16 protein-coding genes are annotated in these 16,990 nt (G+C 45.5%); 8 read left to right on the forward strand and 8 right to left on the reverse strand.

From position 1 onward, the window contains the following. Positions 1 to 212: 212 nt before the first annotated feature. Positions 213 to 644 (forward strand): Uma2 family endonuclease, encoded by a 432-nt coding sequence (locus tag ACYVE4_RS29205; RefSeq protein ID WP_461044016.1) that lies wholly within the window; start codon positions 213 to 215, stop codon positions 642 to 644. 77 nt (positions 645 to 721) lie between these two features. Here the strand turns inward: ACYVE4_RS29205 and atpH are convergent, their stop codons facing one another. From atpH to ACYVE4_RS29235, 6 genes are all read right to left on the reverse strand, one after another. Next, positions 722 to 1,261 (reverse strand): ATP synthase F1 subunit delta, encoded by a 540-nt coding sequence (gene atpH / locus ACYVE4_RS29210; RefSeq protein WP_461043947.1) that lies wholly within the window; start codon positions 1,259 to 1,261, stop codon positions 722 to 724. Positions 1,262 to 1,268: 7 nt separating this feature from the next. Beyond that, positions 1,269 to 1,763 (reverse strand): F0F1 ATP synthase subunit B, encoded by a 495-nt coding sequence (locus tag ACYVE4_RS29215; RefSeq protein ID WP_461043948.1) that lies wholly within the window; start codon positions 1,761 to 1,763, stop codon positions 1,269 to 1,271. Positions 1,764 to 1,978: 215 nt separating this feature from the next. Beyond that, positions 1,979 to 2,239, reverse strand: coding sequence for an ATP synthase F0 subunit C (atpE, locus tag ACYVE4_RS29220; protein WP_461043949.1), 261 nt, complete (start codon positions 2,237 to 2,239; stop codon positions 1,979 to 1,981). A gap of 124 nt (positions 2,240 to 2,363) precedes the next feature. After that, positions 2,364 to 3,479 (reverse strand): F0F1 ATP synthase subunit A, encoded by a 1,116-nt coding sequence (gene atpB, locus ACYVE4_RS29225; RefSeq protein WP_461043950.1) that lies wholly within the window; start codon positions 3,477 to 3,479, stop codon positions 2,364 to 2,366. Between the two features lie 19 nt (positions 3,480 to 3,498). Next, complete coding sequence (locus ACYVE4_RS29230) at positions 3,499 to 3,861, reverse strand: hypothetical protein (protein WP_461043951.1); 363 nt, start codon at positions 3,859 to 3,861, stop codon at positions 3,499 to 3,501. Positions 3,862 to 3,926: 65 nt separating this feature from the next. Further along, on the reverse strand, positions 3,927 to 4,202 hold the full coding sequence (locus ACYVE4_RS29235; protein ID WP_461044017.1) for an AtpZ/AtpI family protein: 276 nt from the start codon (positions 4,200 to 4,202) through the stop codon (positions 3,927 to 3,929). Between the two features lie 116 nt (positions 4,203 to 4,318). Between ACYVE4_RS29235 and porW the strand changes: the two genes are divergently transcribed. The 7 genes from porW (at position 4,319) to ACYVE4_RS29270 (ending at position 15,595) form a co-directional block, all read left to right on the forward strand. Further along, positions 4,319 to 6,571, forward strand: a complete 2,253-nt coding sequence (porW, locus tag ACYVE4_RS29240) for a type IX secretion system periplasmic lipoprotein PorW/SprE (RefSeq protein WP_461043952.1) — start codon at positions 4,319 to 4,321, stop codon at positions 6,569 to 6,571. 104 nt (positions 6,572 to 6,675) lie between these two features. Beyond that, positions 6,676 to 9,033, forward strand: coding sequence for a penicillin-binding protein 1A (locus ACYVE4_RS29245; protein WP_461043953.1), 2,358 nt, complete (start codon positions 6,676 to 6,678; stop codon positions 9,031 to 9,033). A gap of 211 nt (positions 9,034 to 9,244) precedes the next feature. Further along, the gene (gene uvrC / locus ACYVE4_RS29250; RefSeq protein ID WP_461043954.1) at positions 9,245 to 11,053 is read left to right on the forward strand and encodes an excinuclease ABC subunit UvrC; all 1,809 of its coding nucleotides are present in this window, start codon (positions 9,245 to 9,247) and stop codon (positions 11,051 to 11,053) included. 93 nt (positions 11,054 to 11,146) lie between these two features. Next, positions 11,147 to 12,892, forward strand: a complete 1,746-nt coding sequence (locus tag ACYVE4_RS29255) for an FAD-binding protein (protein WP_461043955.1) — start codon at positions 11,147 to 11,149, stop codon at positions 12,890 to 12,892. Between the two features lie 3 nt (positions 12,893 to 12,895). Next, positions 12,896 to 13,753 carry a methyltransferase domain-containing protein gene (locus ACYVE4_RS29260; protein ID WP_461043956.1) on the forward strand — a complete coding sequence of 286 codons (858 nt, stop codon included), beginning with the start codon at positions 12,896 to 12,898 and terminating at the stop codon, positions 13,751 to 13,753. Between the two features lie 11 nt (positions 13,754 to 13,764). Then, positions 13,765 to 14,367 carry a hypothetical protein gene (locus ACYVE4_RS29265; protein ID WP_461043957.1) on the forward strand — a complete coding sequence of 201 codons (603 nt, stop codon included), beginning with the start codon at positions 13,765 to 13,767 and terminating at the stop codon, positions 14,365 to 14,367. Between the two features lie 127 nt (positions 14,368 to 14,494). Next, entirely contained in the window at positions 14,495 to 15,595 is a 1,101-nt protein-coding gene (locus ACYVE4_RS29270; protein WP_461043958.1) for a hypothetical protein, read from the forward strand. Positions 15,596 to 15,637: 42 nt separating this feature from the next. Here the strand turns inward: ACYVE4_RS29270 and ACYVE4_RS29275 are convergent, their stop codons facing one another. Together ACYVE4_RS29275 and ACYVE4_RS29280 are read right to left on the reverse strand one after the other, a co-directional pair. Continuing rightward, positions 15,638 to 15,838: a hypothetical protein gene (locus tag ACYVE4_RS29275; protein ID WP_461043959.1), complete on the reverse strand. Its 201-nt coding sequence runs from the start codon at positions 15,836 to 15,838 to the stop codon at positions 15,638 to 15,640. A gap of 41 nt (positions 15,839 to 15,879) precedes the next feature. Continuing rightward, the gene (locus ACYVE4_RS29280; protein ID WP_461043960.1) at positions 15,880 to 16,983 is read right to left on the reverse strand and encodes a DKNYY domain-containing protein; all 1,104 of its coding nucleotides are present in this window, start codon (positions 16,981 to 16,983) and stop codon (positions 15,880 to 15,882) included. Between the last annotated feature and the right edge of the window lie 7 nt (positions 16,984 to 16,990).

The raw sequence follows: 16,990 nt of genomic DNA on the forward strand, positions 1-16,990 counted from the left end.
TAGAAAACAGCTAATTTGTAACGTAAATGAAAATATATTCGCCTTAAAAAAACGTTACTTGCTATGCTAGTTACCCAACCCATGCCTAAGACATATACATTTGACGAATACGTTGCGCTTGAACAGGCGGAGGGCATTCGTTATGAGTACTGGGAGGTGAGGTTATTGCTATAGCTGGTACGACAAAACGGCACAACCCAATTGTTCAAAATATAGCGTTCACACTACGCCCTTCTGCTCGCAAAAACGGTTGTCAGGTTTATGCAGAAAATGTTCGGCAGAAATTAAAAACGGGGCAACGCTTCGTCTATCCTGACATTATTTATACCTGCGACCCAGCAGATTTAGAAAACGACTTAGGCGTTTGGGTAAACTCGCCAAGTTTGCTAATTGAATTTGTATCCAATTCAACACACAGCAAAGATTTCCATGAGAAACGACCTCACTATACCAAGTTACCTTCTTTACTCTATTATTTATTAGTCGCACAAACGGACTATCGAGTCGAGGTATTTGAGCGGAACGTTGACTTTTGGAAATATCAGGTTATTGAAGGTATTGATGCAGTAACCGATCTGCCTCTACTGGAAATAACGTTGCCATTAAGAGACATTTACGAAGGCATTATTCTTGCGACGGAATGAATGGAAAAATTTAATAAATCAAAAAGCCGCTTCTCTGTTAAGGAAAGCGGCTTTTTGATTATAAAAGATTCGATAGCTTAATTCAAAAATTGCAATCGAATATCGTTCAATTGGCTACGAATTGACCCATCGATTTGCTGGTCACCTACGCGCAACACGTAACCGCCAATCAACCTCGAATCAATCTTTTCATCCAGTTCAATCAACTTGCTACCGGTTGTTTGAGTCACAATTGCCTTAAATTTCTCACGCAAGGCATCCGTGAGTGGCACAGTCGTAATAACGGTTGCTCGCTCTACGCCTTTAAGTCGATCATACTGGCTGATGAATTCATCAGCAATAGCATCCATAATCGGCTCCCGATTCTTTTTCGCAATAATCTGGAAGAACGACATCGTTACTGAATCGACGTGGCTAGCGAAAACCTCCTTCAGAACAGCACTTTTTTTCTCAGCCCGAACAATTGGATTCTTCAGCATGAGCAGTAGCGGGCGGCTGCCCTCAACTGTCTTTTTAAAGAACTGCATATCTTTATACAGAGTCTCAGTCAGACCCTTTTCCTGCGCCAAATCCAGCAACGATTTGGCATAACGTGCAGCTACTGTTGCAATTGCCATAATCGAATTAGTTTAAACGCGAGTTAGAAACCAGCTCATTCACTAATTTCTCCTGGGCTGATTTATCACTCAGTTCTTTACGAAGTACTTTCTCAGCAATATCGAGCGACAACGTAACGACTTCTTTTTTCATTTGCGTAACTAACGCCTGACGCTCGTTTTGCATCGACTCACGAGCCTGCTCCAGGATTCGCTTCCCTTCGGCTTCGGCCTTATCGCGCGAATCAGCCACCATTTTATCGGCAGTTTCTTTCGCACCACGCAGAATAGCTTCGCGCTCAGAACGAGCTTGTGCCAGCAGTTTTTCGTTGTCTGCTTTTAGTGCTGTCATTTCGAGCCGGGTTTTTTCAGCCAGATCTAATGCACTTTGAATGTTATTTTCGCGCTCGCTCAGACTATCCGTAATAGGTTTCCAGGCAAACGTGCGGAGAATAAAGAACAGGCCCAGGAAGACCAATACCTGCCAGAATAAAAGACCAAGATCGGGAGTAAGCAAATCCATGGATTTACGATTTTCGGTGTTCGATTTACGATATGTTGGTATTCTTTGTCACGATTACGTTTTTACTATAAACTATATATCGTAACTCAATTCAATCTTTTGTTAGAATCTGTCCATCCACCGGCTATCCCAAACGGATGAACAGATTCCGGGAAATTGTTGGGTAGTGGTGCCAGTGCCTAATGCAACCAGCCTGCCCGAATTCAGATGACCGCTTAGGCTGCTGTAGCAACCAGCAGACAAATAACGGCTGCGAACAGAGCAACGGCCTCGATAAGAGCCGCGATGATCAGCATGGCGGTTTGGATACGACCAGCCGCTTCTGGCTGACGAGCAATACCTTCCATAGCACTACCACCAATTTTACCGATACCCAGACCAGCGCCAATAGCAGCCAGACCAGCACCGATAGCAGCACCCATAACCGAAACACTACCGCTTGCTTCTAACAGCATAGAAAACAACATTGCGAACATAACCTTCAAACAGATTTATTAAACGTGAAACAAAAGATTGCGTAATAGTCAATAGTTGTCAGTCAGAAGTCGACAGTATTTATGCAGTGTTAGCCACTGTAGACTATCGACTGATAACTATAGTTTAGTGCGCTTCCGCGCCTTCGTAACCGATACCGTGGTCAGCTTCGTGGTGTTCTTCCACCGCGCTACCAATATACATAGCGGTCAGCAGGGTGAAAATGAACGCCTGAAGGAAAGCCACCAGCAGTTCGATCATATTTAAAAACAAGGTAAAGAAGACAACTACCGGGCTAATAGCCAGACTCGTACCAGCACCACCCAAGGCATTTGCCATGAAAATCAGCCCCAACAAGCTCAGGATAATGATGTGACCTGCCGTAATGTTGGCAAACAACCGGACCATGAGCGAGATAGGTTTCATGAACACACCTACAATTTCCACCGGAATCATGATGGGTAACAACGCTACAGGAACACCCGTTGGTTTAAGGATGTGCATCCAATAGTGTTTATTACCGCTGAAGGTCACAATCAGGAAGGTAATTACAGCCAGAACAAGCGTAACGGCAATATTTCCTGTCAGATTGGCAGCGCCCGGTAATAGCCCTAACAGATTGTTCGTCAGGATGAAGAAGAACAAAGTCAGCAGGTAAGGCAGGAATTTCTTGTACTTAGGACCAATGCTTGGCTTGGCGATTTCGTCGCGTACAAAGAGGATAATTGGCTCTAAAAACGATTGAATACCTTTTGGTGCTTTGCCTTTATTCTGCGCATATCCCTTGCTGACAGACGAGAAAACCAGCAACATGATAACAGCGCTTAACAAGAGCGATGCAACGTTTTTAGTGATCGAAAAGTCGTAGACTTTGGCTTCATGATCGGTTTTACCCGCTTCATCGACCCGGTGAATTTTACCGTGTTCGTTCTTGTAGCCATTATATACTTCACCATGTGCCAGATGTGAAGAGGAGAAAACTTCCAGCCCCCGATCGTTTGAATAAAGAATAACCGGTAATGGTAAGGTAACGCCATGAGCAAATTCCCAACCGTGGTCGTCTTTAATATGGTGCATAATCATATCACCCACATTAAATTTTCCTTTATCGGCGTGCGCTTCAGCGTCGTGCTGAGCGTGCTGTTCACCTTCGTGATTGTGTTCTTGAGCCTGAACACTTATTAACGAGCTCAAAATGAGAGCCGTTGCTACTAGAAATCTATTAATTGACGAACGCATCATATGATGTGACAGATCGTTTTTACGAATTGCGTCGCAAGTTACGAGTAAGCGTCCAAATCTCAAAGCCTGTGTAAAATATATATAGTACAAGAAAGTCCAAAACGAAGGCTCGACGCTGCTCAATATGCCGGAATAGGAAAAAGCCGACAAAGGCTAATCCCAGAATCAATCGGGCAACGGTTGCCGCTAAATAAAGAGGAATAAATCGTTCGCGATCTCCCTGTAAACCAGTCTCTACCAGTCGATACGTAAGAAACGAAACGCTTAAAAAAAAGACTAATAGAATTTTCCAATCAGGGTGTAGCCAGGGGGCGACCAAATATCGTTCGGCTACAAAAAATCCAATTGCGAGAAGAATTGTAAATAGTACTGTACGGAGCATGAAAAATAGTTGATAATTATAAGTCAATAGCCATCAGCAAGCGGCTAACAACTATTGACTTATAATTATCTTTTTGTCAATTGGCGAATAAATAAATAGAGCGATGCGCCGATAGCGGTCATGGAAAGTACGATGGTCCAGATGGGACGGTGATTATTTTGCCAGGCATCCAGCTTCATACCCGCCCATACGCCTAACCCAATTGTGCCAAGCATTTGAAAGGCAATACCACTAAACTGAACAAATGAGGTCGTTTTTTCCGTTGCATTTTTCAGCGGATCATTCTCCCGAACCGGTTTGCCGGGACCATTTTGATCGGGTTGTTCGGGCGTGTTTTCCATAGGATTCAGGACAGGCATGCTATTTGCCAGACAAAATTCGTTAATTTGGCCTAACGTTCCATATTACCAAACGGGCCTGCAACGTTTTAATACGAGTGATCACGCGTTATTTCCGAATGTCCCGCTTTTTTCGTAATTCTCTGTTTCTCTTCATTACGGTCTTGGCTTCCCTGACCGGCGGGCTGATTTCTTGTTCCCAATATAGCACCAAGCCAATTAGCAAAGGCTATCACAACCTGACGGCTCATTATAACGCCTATGTTATTGCTCGCGATGAGATCGACCAGGTTGAACAGTTTCTATTTAAAAAGAGGCAGGAAAATTATAACCAACTGTTACCCATTTTGTTACCAGTCGATTCAATGGCAATTCAGCCAGTGAAGCAACAACTGGATGACGCTATTAAAAAGGCATCGCTCATTCCGGAGCGGCACCAGAATAGCAAATGGCTCGACAACGCTTACATTCTGATTGGTAAAGCCCGATTGCTCAAGCAGGACTTACCAAACGCTATCGAAGTATTTAAGTACGTCAATACAAAAGGCACCAATGAGGACGATAAACATGCGGCTCTGGTTGGGCTAATGCGGTCCTACGTCGAAGCCAGCGATTACGTAAATGCGCTGAATGTAGCGGAGTATCTTCGCAATCAACCGCTTAACAAAACAAATACCCGCGATTTTTATCTAACAAAGGCTTATTTGCACGAACGTCAGGGGGAATATCCGACCGCTGCCGGTATTTTAGAAGCGACGTTTCCTGCGCTAAAAAAAGGAGAATCAACGGCGCGGCTTCACCTGATTGCAGGTCAACTTTATGATTTAAGTGGACAACCTGCCAAAGCTGTCGATCAGTACCGGCAAGTGCTTAAATCACGACCTAGCTACGATCAATCGTTCTACGCCAATCTCTATGCGATTCAAAGTAATGGTTTGACCGGCGATGAGAAACGTATGGCGCAATCGACTCAAACGTTCGAGGCTCTGCTGAGAGATCGCAAGAATGAAGACCTAAAAGATAAAATTTACTTTACAATGGGGCTGCTCGAAGCCCGACGCGGACATACCGACAAAGCCATCCAGCTGTACAGTCAATCGATTCAGTCAGCAGGCTCTGCGAACGCGCAAGTGCCTTATACCTATCTGGAAATCGGCAAGTTGTATTTTGAGAAAAAGTCTGATTTCCTCCACGCGAAAGCTTATTACGATAGTGCTTTGGCCCTAATGCCCAAGCAATCACCTGATTATTTAACACTCTTAAATCGAAAAAAAACGCTCGACGAATTTGTTGAATACAAAACCACTATTCAAACCGAAGATAGTCTGTTGAATCTGGCAAAACTTGACGCAGCAGCCCTCGACAAGGTACTTGACAGAACGATCGATCAACGGGAAAAAGAAGACAAAGCAAAGGCTGCGCTGGCACAGCAAATTATTGATAAGGCAACCAATGGGAACATTAGCTCGGTGCCCGGCGCAACGAATTCGAATCTACAGCCTACCGAACGCTGGGTCTTGTATAACCCAGTTGCCATAACGCAAGGTCGGCAGGAGTTTTCCGTAAAATGGGGAAATCGGCAACTCGAAGATAACTGGCGACGGGCTAGTAAAGAAGCATCAATAGCTGTAGCCGGTGTTAATAGTCCGGTTTCGGGAGCATCACCCGCCAATTCCCTTAATCCGAATGCACCTTTGTCGCAATCAGATGCCAGTGCGTCAGCTGCGGGGGCCACCGGATTAGCTTCTGGTCGAAAAGCGCAGAAAGATGCGATGATGGCTAAGATTCCATTTAGCAAGGAAGCGCAGGTAGCATCCAATCAACGAATTGAAACGGTGCTGTATAAACTGGGGAAATTATATAAACTTCAGCTTAATCAGCCCGCTGATGCTATTCCGACCTTTGAACAATTGTTAACTCGATATCCGAATACGCTCCAGAAGCCAGAAGTCTATTATTTACTTCATCTGTCAAATGAACAGTTAGGAAAATCCTCATCCTGGAAAGAGAAACTGTTGGCCGAATTTCCCAACACGTCTTACGCTCGCTTAACCGGACGAACGGCTGCCCAAACCAGCGACTCGGAAGCACAGGCACTGAAAACGTACACGGCGATTTATGAACTCTATCAGGCCAACAACCCGACAGAAGCTTTGGCACGAGCCGAAACAGCCATGAAGAGTTTTTCTGGTTCGCAATTAGAAGATAAATTAGCACTGTTGCGGGTTATTCTGGTTGGCAAGGTCCAGAATGTGGATGCCTACCGACGGGCTTTGGCCGAATTTATACGCGATTATCCGTCGAGCCAGCTACTACCCCGCGTTAAAGACATGCAAACCGCAGCCGATCAGGCAACGGCAAAACGCAAATAAGTTATTGGTTCAGGTTTTATCTTTCAGGCTATAAATAGGTTTAACTTCCTAAGTCTGGTAATCTGAAAAGTAAAACCTGCAACTTGAAACCCAAAACATAAAGAATGATTGAATTTGCTTCCGGCCCCTACCGGAAAATTATCCGGAATCTCTGGCGCTATTCCCTCCTTGGTATAGCCTTATTGATCTTTTACGTCGTTGCCGTTAGCTATAACTTCCTGTGGCTTTTCGGCGGTATGCCCAGCCTGAAAGCGCTTGAAAACCCTAAAAGCGAAGAAGCGTCAGAAGTCTATACATACGACAATCAATTGTTGGGTAAATATTATGTAGAAAATCGGACACCTATCGAAATTTCGCAGGTATCGCCTAACGTAACCTCTGCCTTATTAGCCACCGAAGATGCTCGTTTTATTAAACACTCCGGTATCGACCCTCGCTCCCTTTTCCGGGCGGTAGGTGGTTTTTTAACGTTTAAGGACGCATCTAGCTCGGGCGGAGGTAGTACACTGACGCAACAGACCGCTAAAAACCTTTTCGATACACGGCAGGAAGAATTACGTGGTGCATTGGGCAATATTCCCATTATTGGGTTAGTCATCGCTAAAACCAAAGAGTGGATTCTGGCCGTACGGCTGGAGCGGAACTATACCAAGCAGGAGGTCATGATGATGTACCTCAATACGGTATCGTTCGGTAACAATACATACGGCATTAAAACAGCCGCTAAAACCTATTTCAGCAAAGAGCCCTGGAATCTTAACGTCGAAGAAGCGGCTATGCTGGTCGGTATGCTCAAAAATCCGACACTCTACAATCCCCGAATCTTTGAAGAACGGACAAAGGAGCGCCGAAACGTTGTGCTGGCGCAGATGAAGAAATACAAGTTTCTGACTGACGAGCAGCTTTTTACCTACAAACGTAAACCGCTGAAACTTGATTTCAGCGTCGAGAATCAGAATACGGGGATGGCTGCCTATTTCCGTTCGGTGATTAAAGACGACATAAAACGGTGGATTAAAGACTATAATGAAGAGAACCCAGGTGCCGAACTCGATCTGTACACAAGCGGTCTCAAAATTTACACGACTATCGATTCACGCATGCAGGCCTATGCCGAAGAAGCTGTAATGACCAACATGCGCGATCAGCAGAAGAAATTCTATGAACACTGGCGTGGCCGCAATCCGTGGGTAGAGAAAGACCGAAAAAGCAAGAAATACGTTGAAATGGCAGGCTTTATTGAGCGAGTGGCCCGTCGAACAACCCGCTACAAAAGCCTGAAAGCTGTTTACGGCGAAAACGAGAAAGCGATCTGGCAGGAAATGCGAAAACCGATCAAGATGAAGGTTTTTGTATACGGTGGCAAACGCAACGAAAAAGATACGACCATGAGTCCACTGGATTCAATTCGGTATTATAAACGATTGCTGAATACGGGTTTTATGTCGATGGATCCCCGAAATGGCTATGTCAAAGCTTGGGTTGGTGGCATCAATTTTAAATACATGAAATTCGACCACGTAAGGCAAAGTCGTCGCCAGCCGGGGTCAACGTTTAAGCCGTTCGTTTACCTAACCGCTGTCGATCAGGGATTTGTGACGCCATGCAGCCATCTGGTCGATCAGCCGACTACGTTCGATCATGGAGAAGATAACAATAACGGCCCTGCCTGGACACCCAAAAATTCGACCGGTCGTTACAGCTATCAGAGCCTATCCCTACGCGAAGCACTGGGCCAATCGATCAATACCGTTAGCGCACAATTGATCAAGAAAACACGGGCAGCCGAAGTAATCAAGTACGCCCACGAAATGGGTATTGAAAGTAAAGATTTACGGGAAGATCCAACCCTTTGTCTCGGAACGAGCGACGTGTCTGTTTACGAGATGGTGTCGGCTTATTGCGCATTCGCCAACGGGGGGATGCGCGTTCGCCCTATGATTCTGACCCAGATTACTGACAAAAATGGCAACATTCTAAAGAAATTTACGGTCGATGCCAAACAGGTCATTAGCTCGAACCGGGCCTACGAAATGCTGTATCTGATGCGTGGGGCCGTCGAAGAGCCAAACGGCACAGCCCAGCGGCTTCGGACGCAGTATAAATTGCTGGAAGGCGGCAATGAAATCGCGGCTAAAACGGGAACGACGTCCAACTATTCGGACGGTTGGTTTATGGGTATGACGCAACACCTTGTTTCGGGCTTGTGGGTTGGTGGTGATGATCGATCGATTCACTTCCGTACTATCGAATATGGGCAGGGTGGCCGATTGGCGATGCCTGCCTGGGGTATGTATATGCAGAAAATTTACAAAGACCCCGGCCTGACCCAATATCGTCCTGAGCCATTCCGAAAGCCCAATAACTTCAAAATTGACTGTGGTGGCTATCAAATCGATTCATCGCAACGGTACATTCCACCTAAGGTAGTACCGGAGGACGAAGACGAGATTTTGCAGTAACTGATAGTTTTTTGTCATTCTGACGCAGGAAGAATCTTTAAGACTCCTCACTTAAATAGTAGGATACGTTAAGATTCTTCCTGCGTCAGAATGACAAAAAACTTCCTCATATACAAATTCCGAACAGGTTATACATTGATTTTACTGACGAGCAACCTTTCGTGATTACCGTGTGTTATTACTAAGCCCCAATCGGCTAAAACGGGCTTTTATGGCTGAATTCGACTATAAACAAGAACTAACCAAAGTCCCTCACGAACCGGGTGTGTATCGGTATTTCGATGCAACGGGCGAGGTTATTTATGTTGGGAAAGCGAAAGATCTAAAGAATCGGGTCAGCAGTTATTTCACCAACTCCAAAGGGCACGACCGAAAAACGCTTCGTCTGGTCAGTCAGATTCGGAAACTTGAATTCACCATTGTTCATACGGAATTTGATGCGCTACTGCTGGAAAATCAGCTCATTAAGCGCTACCAGCCGAAGTACAATATTTTACTCCGTGACGACAAAACATACCCGTTCGTTTGCGTCACCAATGAGCATTTCCCACGTGTTTTAGTCACTCGCCAAATTGACCGCAAATTGGGGACCTTTTACGGCCCGTTCGCGAATTTAAAACCGATGTACACGGTGCTGGATATGTTCAGCCAGCTATTCACGATTCGCACCTGTAATTACAATCTGGCTCCCGAAAATATTGCGGCTGGTAAATACAAAGTTTGTCTGGAGTACCATATCGGCAATTGCAAAGGGCCTTGCGAAGGAAAACAAAGTGAAGAATCGTACGAAAAAGACATCGAGCAGATTCATCATATTCTGAAAGGAAATCTGAAACCGGCACAGGAATATTTCAAAGGCCAAATGATAGAAGCCGCCAGCGAACTGGCTTTCGAACAGGCCCAGAAATACAAGGAGAAAATTGATGTATTACAGCGGTTCCAGAGCAAATCGACCGTTGTCAATCCCAAGATTACGAACGCCGATGTGTTCTCCATTGCGTCTGACGAAGTGTCGGCCTACATCAATTTTATGAAGGTTGCCAACGGCACGATTGTGCAGACGCATACGGTAGAAATCAAGAAAAAGCTGGACGAAACCGACTCAGATTTGCTGACGATGATGATTGTCGAGTTTCGGGAGCAATACGGCAGCGATGCGAAAGAGATCATTTCCAACATCCCGCTCGATGTTGATTTGAAAGTCGAAGTAACTGTTCCGCAGATTGGCGACAAGAAAAAATTGCTGGATATGTCGCTGAAAAACGTACTGTACTTCCGACGCGAACGGCAGGAACGTGCAGCCGCCGAAGCAACCGCCAATGCCAGCAAAAAAGATCGGGTGCTGATTCGATTGAAACAGGATTTGCAATTGAAAACGATTCCGAATCGAATCGAGTGTTTCGATAACTCGAACATTCAGGGGACTAATCCCGTATCGGCGATGGTTTGCTTTATTGGTGGCAAACCCGCGAATCGGGAATATCGCCATTTTTCGATCAAAACTGTCATTGGTCCCAACGATTTTGCCAGTATGTACGAAGTTGTTACCCGTCGGTATACGCGCGTACTGACCGAAGGAACGGACATGCCCGATCTGATCGTAATTGACGGTGGGAAGGGCCAACTCAGTGCCGCTTGTGATGCGTTGAAAGCGATGGATTTATATGGCAAAGTGCCGATCATTGGCATCGCGAAACGTCTGGAAGAAATCTATTTCCCCGAAGACAACCTTCCGCTTTACATCGACAAAAAATCGGAATCGCTCAAGCTCATCCAGCGCATCCGCGACGAAGCCCACCGATTTGCCATCACCTATCACCGCGACAAACGCAGCCGGAATAGCCTGATTAGCGAACTGGAAAATGTGGAAGGCATCGGCAAGAAAACGGCCGCCAAACTGCTGAAGCATTTCAAAGGAGTCACGAAAATTCGGGATGCTAATTTCGATGAAGTGGCCGAAGTAGTGGGGAAAGACCGTGCGCAAAAATTGAAGGAATATTTCGATACGATTGAGCAGTAAAGACACGTTCGGCGGCTTCGATTATACCTTACGATAACTGGTTTTCCTGTTAATCAGCTAGATACCAAATGCGCCGTTATATTTGCTCAATCTATGCGGCTAAAAGACAAATTACCTCTTAGTTATCTTCTTTTTACAATCCGTGGTCGTATTCAGCGGTCCACTTATTGGCTGGTTTCGGCTTTTATCTGGAGTACGTTTTATGTGCTCCATACGCTTCTGTACGACGGCTTTGGCGAAGGTGCAACTTATTTTCTTTATCCCCTCCTACTCGGTTCGCTTCTTGCCACATCCACCAAACGATTGCATGATACCAATCATTCCGGTTATTGGCTATTAGCTATTTTGATTCCAGTTATCGGGCCAATCTGGCTAATTTATCTCCTGGGTTTTCGGCGGGGTGATAAACAGAAAAACATATTTGGAACGGTACCCAATGAAGCCGCTGACTATCTCAAAAACGATTTCGGACAACCCGTCTCGGCTGTAAATTCTTCCGAGCGAATCATTAACGATGTAACACATCTCAATCCGATTATCGTAGCGGAAGTATTCCGACCCAAATCAATAGGGGAATTGCAGGAGCGGATTCGCACGACGAAAGGGCCTATTTCTGTCGGTGGAGGGCGCTTTAGCATGGGCGGGCAAACGGCTAGTCCGCAGAGTTTGCACATCGACATGCGGGGGCTGAATCAGGTCATTGATTTTTCGAAAGAGGCTAAAACGATCAATGTACAAGCCGGCATTCGATGGTGCGATATTCAACACTTTATCGACACCCACGATCTGAGTATCAAGATCATGCAGACGTACGCCAACTTCACGGTTGGTGGAGCATTGAGCGTAAATTGCCACGGTCGGTATATGGGGCACGGCCCACTAATTTTGTCGGTTCGTTCGATTGAACTTTTGCTGGCCGATGGCTCGCTCGTACACGCGAGTCGTACCGAAAATCCAGATTTTTTTTACGGAGCTATTGGCTGTTATAATGGTATAGGCATTATCGTATCCGCCGAACTTGACCTGGAAGATAACCTCGCCGTTCAGCGCGAATTCCATAAACTCCCCTATTCGGAATACAGACAATATTTTTTCGATACGACTCGCGATAATACCGAAGCGGTTTTCCACAATGGCGATATGTATCCACCCGAGTTCAAGAATATGCGAGCTGTTACGTGGGTAAAAACAACGAAGGCTCCAACCGTGAAAACCCGGTTGATGCCGCTTCGGGAATCGTATCCGCTGGAGCGATATTTTATGTGGGCGTTTACCGAGACGATGGCTGGAAAATGGCGTCGCGAACACATTGTTGACCCACTTCTTTACCTGACGAAACCGATTCACTGGCGCAACTACGAAGCGGGTTATGACGTGGCCGAACTCGAACCTCGTTCCCGAACCAAGCGTACGTATGTTTTGCAGGAATATTTCGTTCCCGTCCGGAATTTTGAAGCGTTTGCCGAGAAAATGAGCGAGATTTTCAATCGATATAACGTCAACGTCATCAATGTATCGGTTCGGCATGCGCTCACGGATTCAGGTTCTTATCTGGCCTGGGCGCGGGAAGAAGTTTTTGCGTTTGTGGTTTATTACAAACAACGAACGAACGACGTTGCCAAGGCCGAAGTGGTGGTCTGGACTCGCGAGTTAATTGATGCGGTTTTGTCGGTCGGTGGTGCGTATTACCTTCCTTATCAGGCGCATGCCACGCTAGAGCAATTTCACCGCGCCTACCCGAATGCCGAAAAGCTATTTGCGCTCAAGAAAAACCTGGACCCCGATTTTCGGTTTCGTAATATATTCTGGGATACCTATTATCAACCGTCAATTAGCTAAACCATGGCCGCTATTTCTGAATTTCACGCCGTTTTTGATCATACTAAACCCCGCGATGCATTCTATCGCTTCCTGCAGGTCGTTTTTCACCTGTACCCCGAAGATAAATTCCATCACCTAATTGGAGAGGTCACAAAAAGGGAAACAACCGACGAGCGTATTTATAAAACCATTCAGGACCGACTGTCCAGCATCAAACCATTTTTGTCGGAACTGACCTATGCATTGCCTGCACTCAAGGTTCAGAAAAAGGAAATGACCCGACAAATGTTGGAGTTATTACCTAAGGATGCGAAAGTGAATGGCTACGTCGAGATTGGATCGCCGGGTCGATACATTAGCGATTTACGGAAAAGCCTGCCCGTTAGCGGGCCTATTTACCTGATTAATGATGTAGCGCCCTCTTACAGTCCAGCCGATATTATGGAGCGGGGGCAGTTGACTAAACTCGGCACGTTTATCGAATCGCACAATTTCGAACCGATCAGTCCGAGCGAAATTCCCGATGCCAGCGTCGATCTGGTAACTTGTCTGATTGGACTGCACCACACTCGTCCTGAAAAATTGCCGGATTTTCTGGCGTCTATTCACCGAATTCTACGGCCGGGTGGCTGGTTTATTCTTCGCGATCACGACGTAAAAACGCCCGATATGGCAACATTCGTTTCGCTCGTTCACACGGTTTTCAATCTGGGGCTAAACATCAGTTGGGAGACGGATCAGGAGGATTATAAAGATTTCAAGCCCATTGAGGAGTGGAGCAAAATCATCACCAAAGCAGGGTTCACCGATGCGGGCAAACGGCTTCTTCAGGCTAACGATCCGTCGGATAATACACTCGTTTTATTTACAAAGAAGTGAGAATTCATCGAATGCGTTACCTGCTTTTCATAGCGGGTCTGTCTGTGCTTTGGGGTTGCTCCAGCAAGAAAGAATCGAGTCAGGCAAGCGCACCGGATTCGGTTGTAGCCAGTCCGCAGGCAGAAGTCCCTGCTGGTGCTGGTTCTGGAGTTGAAAAGCAACCCATTACAAACGGCAAAGGTGATGTCGCGGGAAGTGAGAGCTGGGCGTATACAAAGACAACTGATAAAGAAGGGCGTACGGTTTACAAAGCATCGATTAACTCGCCTAATTTATTGGAGTTTGATTTTCCATATAATGGTGGGGCAATTGCTACACTGACCATTCGAAAACGGGAGGATGATACGCATTTGTACATTCAGATATCGAAAGGTCAGTTTAACCGAAGCTATCAGGAAGGTCAGGCTCGCGTCCGATTCGACAAAAGTCCACCTGCTATGTATATGTTTTCAGCCGCTGAAAATGGTAGTGCGAACATCATCTTTTTCAATTCTGAACAAGAGCTGATTAAGAAGATGAAAGCAGCAAAGAATATGATTATCGATGTTGATTTCGCTGGTCAAGGTAGCCGCCAAATCGAGTTTCGAACGGCTGGTTTAGAGTGGAATCATTAATACTATTTTTTGTCATTCTGACGAAGGAAGAATCTTATAATACCCTAATACTCAAGTGAGGATACTTTAAGATCCTTCCCTGCGGTCAGGATGACAAAATTTGCAATAACATAACTAAGCGTACTACATGCTTCGACTCCCGATTCTGACGGTTATTATGGTCGTACTGGCCATTTTTCTGTTTTTCCGCAGCAAACGGAATAACCTGACCATTCCGGCCGGGAAGGGTTGCGTAGTACCCAAAGATTGGTTGGTCAGCAATCCGCATCCGGTAACACCCGCCGAGCACGTCCGGCCTGCCGATCAGACATTTCTGACCTTTCCAGAATGGTTTCTGGTGCATAGTCCAGCCGAAATTGCGGATTATGCGCATGGACATACAACCACAACATTTCCTTACATGAGTCACGTTCGGCAGCTCTGGCAGAGTTACGGCGTTATGTACGACCAAATCAAAGAAGCGTTCCCGTTCAATACCGGCTATCATGTTATGATTTGGGTGATTGGGGTAAGCACGACCGTCGAATACGCACTGAAAGCACTTTACGAAACCGTTGTAGGACGATTGACTGATCCGAAAAATGGAGCAGTAGTAACGGATGAGGATAAATTCAATGCACAGTTTACCCAGGATTACGTCGATTTTATTCGCGTGCTGCCCTGGTACGAATTCGACTTTACGTCCCGTATTCCGAAGTTACTCCGCGGTACTTCTTTTTTCGGTCCTCATTTTATCCGCAAGTGCGAACGGAAGTATATGTTGTTGACGGAATTACTGGTAAAAGCGGGCTATGGGTATCTCATTAAACTGGGCACCAAAGCGGCTTACGATGAAGCTCTTCTCACTACCGGCATCATTGTTGATAAGGCTCCCGCTACTTTCCCAACGGTGTCGAAAGCCAAACTTTTGCAAACGTACCCTGATCATTCGGCGTTACTTCTGCTGCCCCGTTACGAAGCGTTCAATCCAGCCGTATCGGCCCTTGTCGAACAAGGCGTTACGTTCCGGGAAATTGCGGGAAACAACTCAGCGCTTCTACTTACCGTACTGGCTCCAGAAACCTGGAAACCTATTTCAGACGATTTTCAACCCGTATTCACACAACCGATCGTCACCAAACCCGGTTTGAAACGAGTTGCGCTGGTAACGACAGTCACCCGATTACACAAAACCATCCGACTTATTCAGGATCAACAGGTGAAAATTGAGCACGTATACGATTATTAATCGACTTACCTACTCTTTATGAGACAATTACAATTCTGAGAACTAGCTTTTGGCCCATAAATAGCCCGCGATAAAGAACAAAACAAAGCCAATCGGACCATAGACAAAAATGCTGGTTATACTAGCTTCCACACCTCGGTCGTGGCTATTCGATGAAAATTTACCAATCAGAAAGTAACTTAGAAACGCGATCAGGATATAGCCGATTACACCAGCAAGCAGAGTAATACCAACTATTTTCATGAGTTAGTCTTCGTGACGATATGGGTTTAATTTAACTGTCGCTATTGCAGTTCAGAAAGGTTCACTCGCTGTCCTTCTTTATACGAATGCGTTTTATCAGCCGCATCCCGATGGGCTTCATTGCTCACCAGATTGAATGAAGCAGGCTCTGTCCCTTTCAGTAGTTTCCCGTTATGATAGACGTGTTTCCCATCTTTTGCATAGCCCAGTTCTAACACCTGAAAAGTCGCAACGGAGCACCCGTCTAATGGTTTTTCTTCGTAAAAAACGCTCGTTTTATCCTGAGCATAGTCATCGTTTAATAGCTTAAACGTGGCTTTATCGGCGACTTTTAGCTGTTTCTCATGGTAATAAATGCGTTGACGATCAGCCGCGTAATTAATGGTATAGTTATCCCACTGCTTAAACGTTGCAGGATCGGCGTCTTTCAACGGCTTATCCTGATAATAAGCGCGAGAATTGTCTTTGGCATAATACATATTCATCACTTCGAAACTCGCCGGGTCAGCCTTCTCAATTACGCGAATACCTGCTGATTCACCCGTATCGACTACAGTCCAGGAATAATAAACATGCTGACCATCTTTCGAGAAATTCTTACTCAACACAGCAAATGAGCCACCTTCGCTACCGGGTGTGGGCTTTAAATCGAAATAGGCAATTTCCTTATCTCTTGCAAAATCATAGGAAAGTACTTCGAAGGAAGCTATATCCTTCACAGCGAAGCCTTTGCCTTGGTAATAACAACGAATTTTATCCTTTGCATATTCGCTATTCAGCACCTGAAATGAACTCGCATCAGCCAAAGAAACCTGGACTATTTTATTTTTCCGGGTCGTTTCGAATAGCTTAAAATCGATGTAATTGTCACAATAAAAAACTGACGTCTGGTCTTTGCCATAATGCTCATCGAGTGCAGAAAAGGTAGCTCCAATAGAGCCATCAATGGATCGCCCCCGGTAATAAGCTTGGTTTTTATCCCGCGCAAATACATCGTTCAGGAATTCAAACGATTCATAATCAGCCGAACTGATCAGTATGTCTTTAAAATAGATCGAACCATTCTTTTTCTGATAGCTGGAATTCCGACACGATGTCAGGATGCCTAAACCAAGAATCGACAGGAGTATATGGAGTAATTTCACGTTTAGC

It is taken from the genome of Spirosoma harenae, from assembly GCF_054776975.1.

Bases quoted from the DNA above. Each gene is read 5' to 3' on its own strand.
- atpH (WP_461043947.1), bottom strand. From the start codon at position 1,261: ATGGCAATTGCAACAGTAGCTGCACGTTATGCCAAATCGTTGCTGGAT.
- ACYVE4_RS29215 (WP_461043948.1), bottom strand. From the start codon at position 1,763: ATGGATTTGCTTACTCCCGATCTTGGTCTTTTATTCTGGCAGGTATTG.
- atpE (WP_461043949.1), bottom strand. From the start codon at position 2,239: ATGTTCGCAATGTTGTTTTCTATGCTGTTAGAAGCAAGCGGTAGTGTT.
- atpB (WP_461043950.1), bottom strand. From the start codon at position 3,479: ATGATGCGTTCGTCAATTAATAGATTTCTAGTAGCAACGGCTCTCATT.
- ACYVE4_RS29230 (WP_461043951.1), bottom strand. From the start codon at position 3,861: ATGCTCCGTACAGTACTATTTACAATTCTTCTCGCAATTGGATTTTTT.
- ACYVE4_RS29235 (WP_461044017.1), bottom strand. From the start codon at position 4,202: ATGGAAAACACGCCCGAACAACCCGATCAAAATGGTCCCGGCAAACCG.
- porW (WP_461043952.1), top strand. From the start codon at position 4,319: ATGTCCCGCTTTTTTCGTAATTCTCTGTTTCTCTTCATTACGGTCTTG.
- ACYVE4_RS29245 (WP_461043953.1), top strand. From the start codon at position 6,676: ATGATTGAATTTGCTTCCGGCCCCTACCGGAAAATTATCCGGAATCTC.
- uvrC (WP_461043954.1), top strand. From the start codon at position 9,245: ATGGCTGAATTCGACTATAAACAAGAACTAACCAAAGTCCCTCACGAA.
- ACYVE4_RS29255 (WP_461043955.1), top strand. From the start codon at position 11,147: ATGCGGCTAAAAGACAAATTACCTCTTAGTTATCTTCTTTTTACAATC.
- ACYVE4_RS29260 (WP_461043956.1), top strand. From the start codon at position 12,896: ATGGCCGCTATTTCTGAATTTCACGCCGTTTTTGATCATACTAAACCC.
- ACYVE4_RS29265 (WP_461043957.1), top strand. From the start codon at position 13,765: ATGCGTTACCTGCTTTTCATAGCGGGTCTGTCTGTGCTTTGGGGTTGC.
- ACYVE4_RS29270 (WP_461043958.1), top strand. From the start codon at position 14,495: ATGCTTCGACTCCCGATTCTGACGGTTATTATGGTCGTACTGGCCATT.
- ACYVE4_RS29275 (WP_461043959.1), bottom strand. From the start codon at position 15,838: ATGAAAATAGTTGGTATTACTCTGCTTGCTGGTGTAATCGGCTATATC.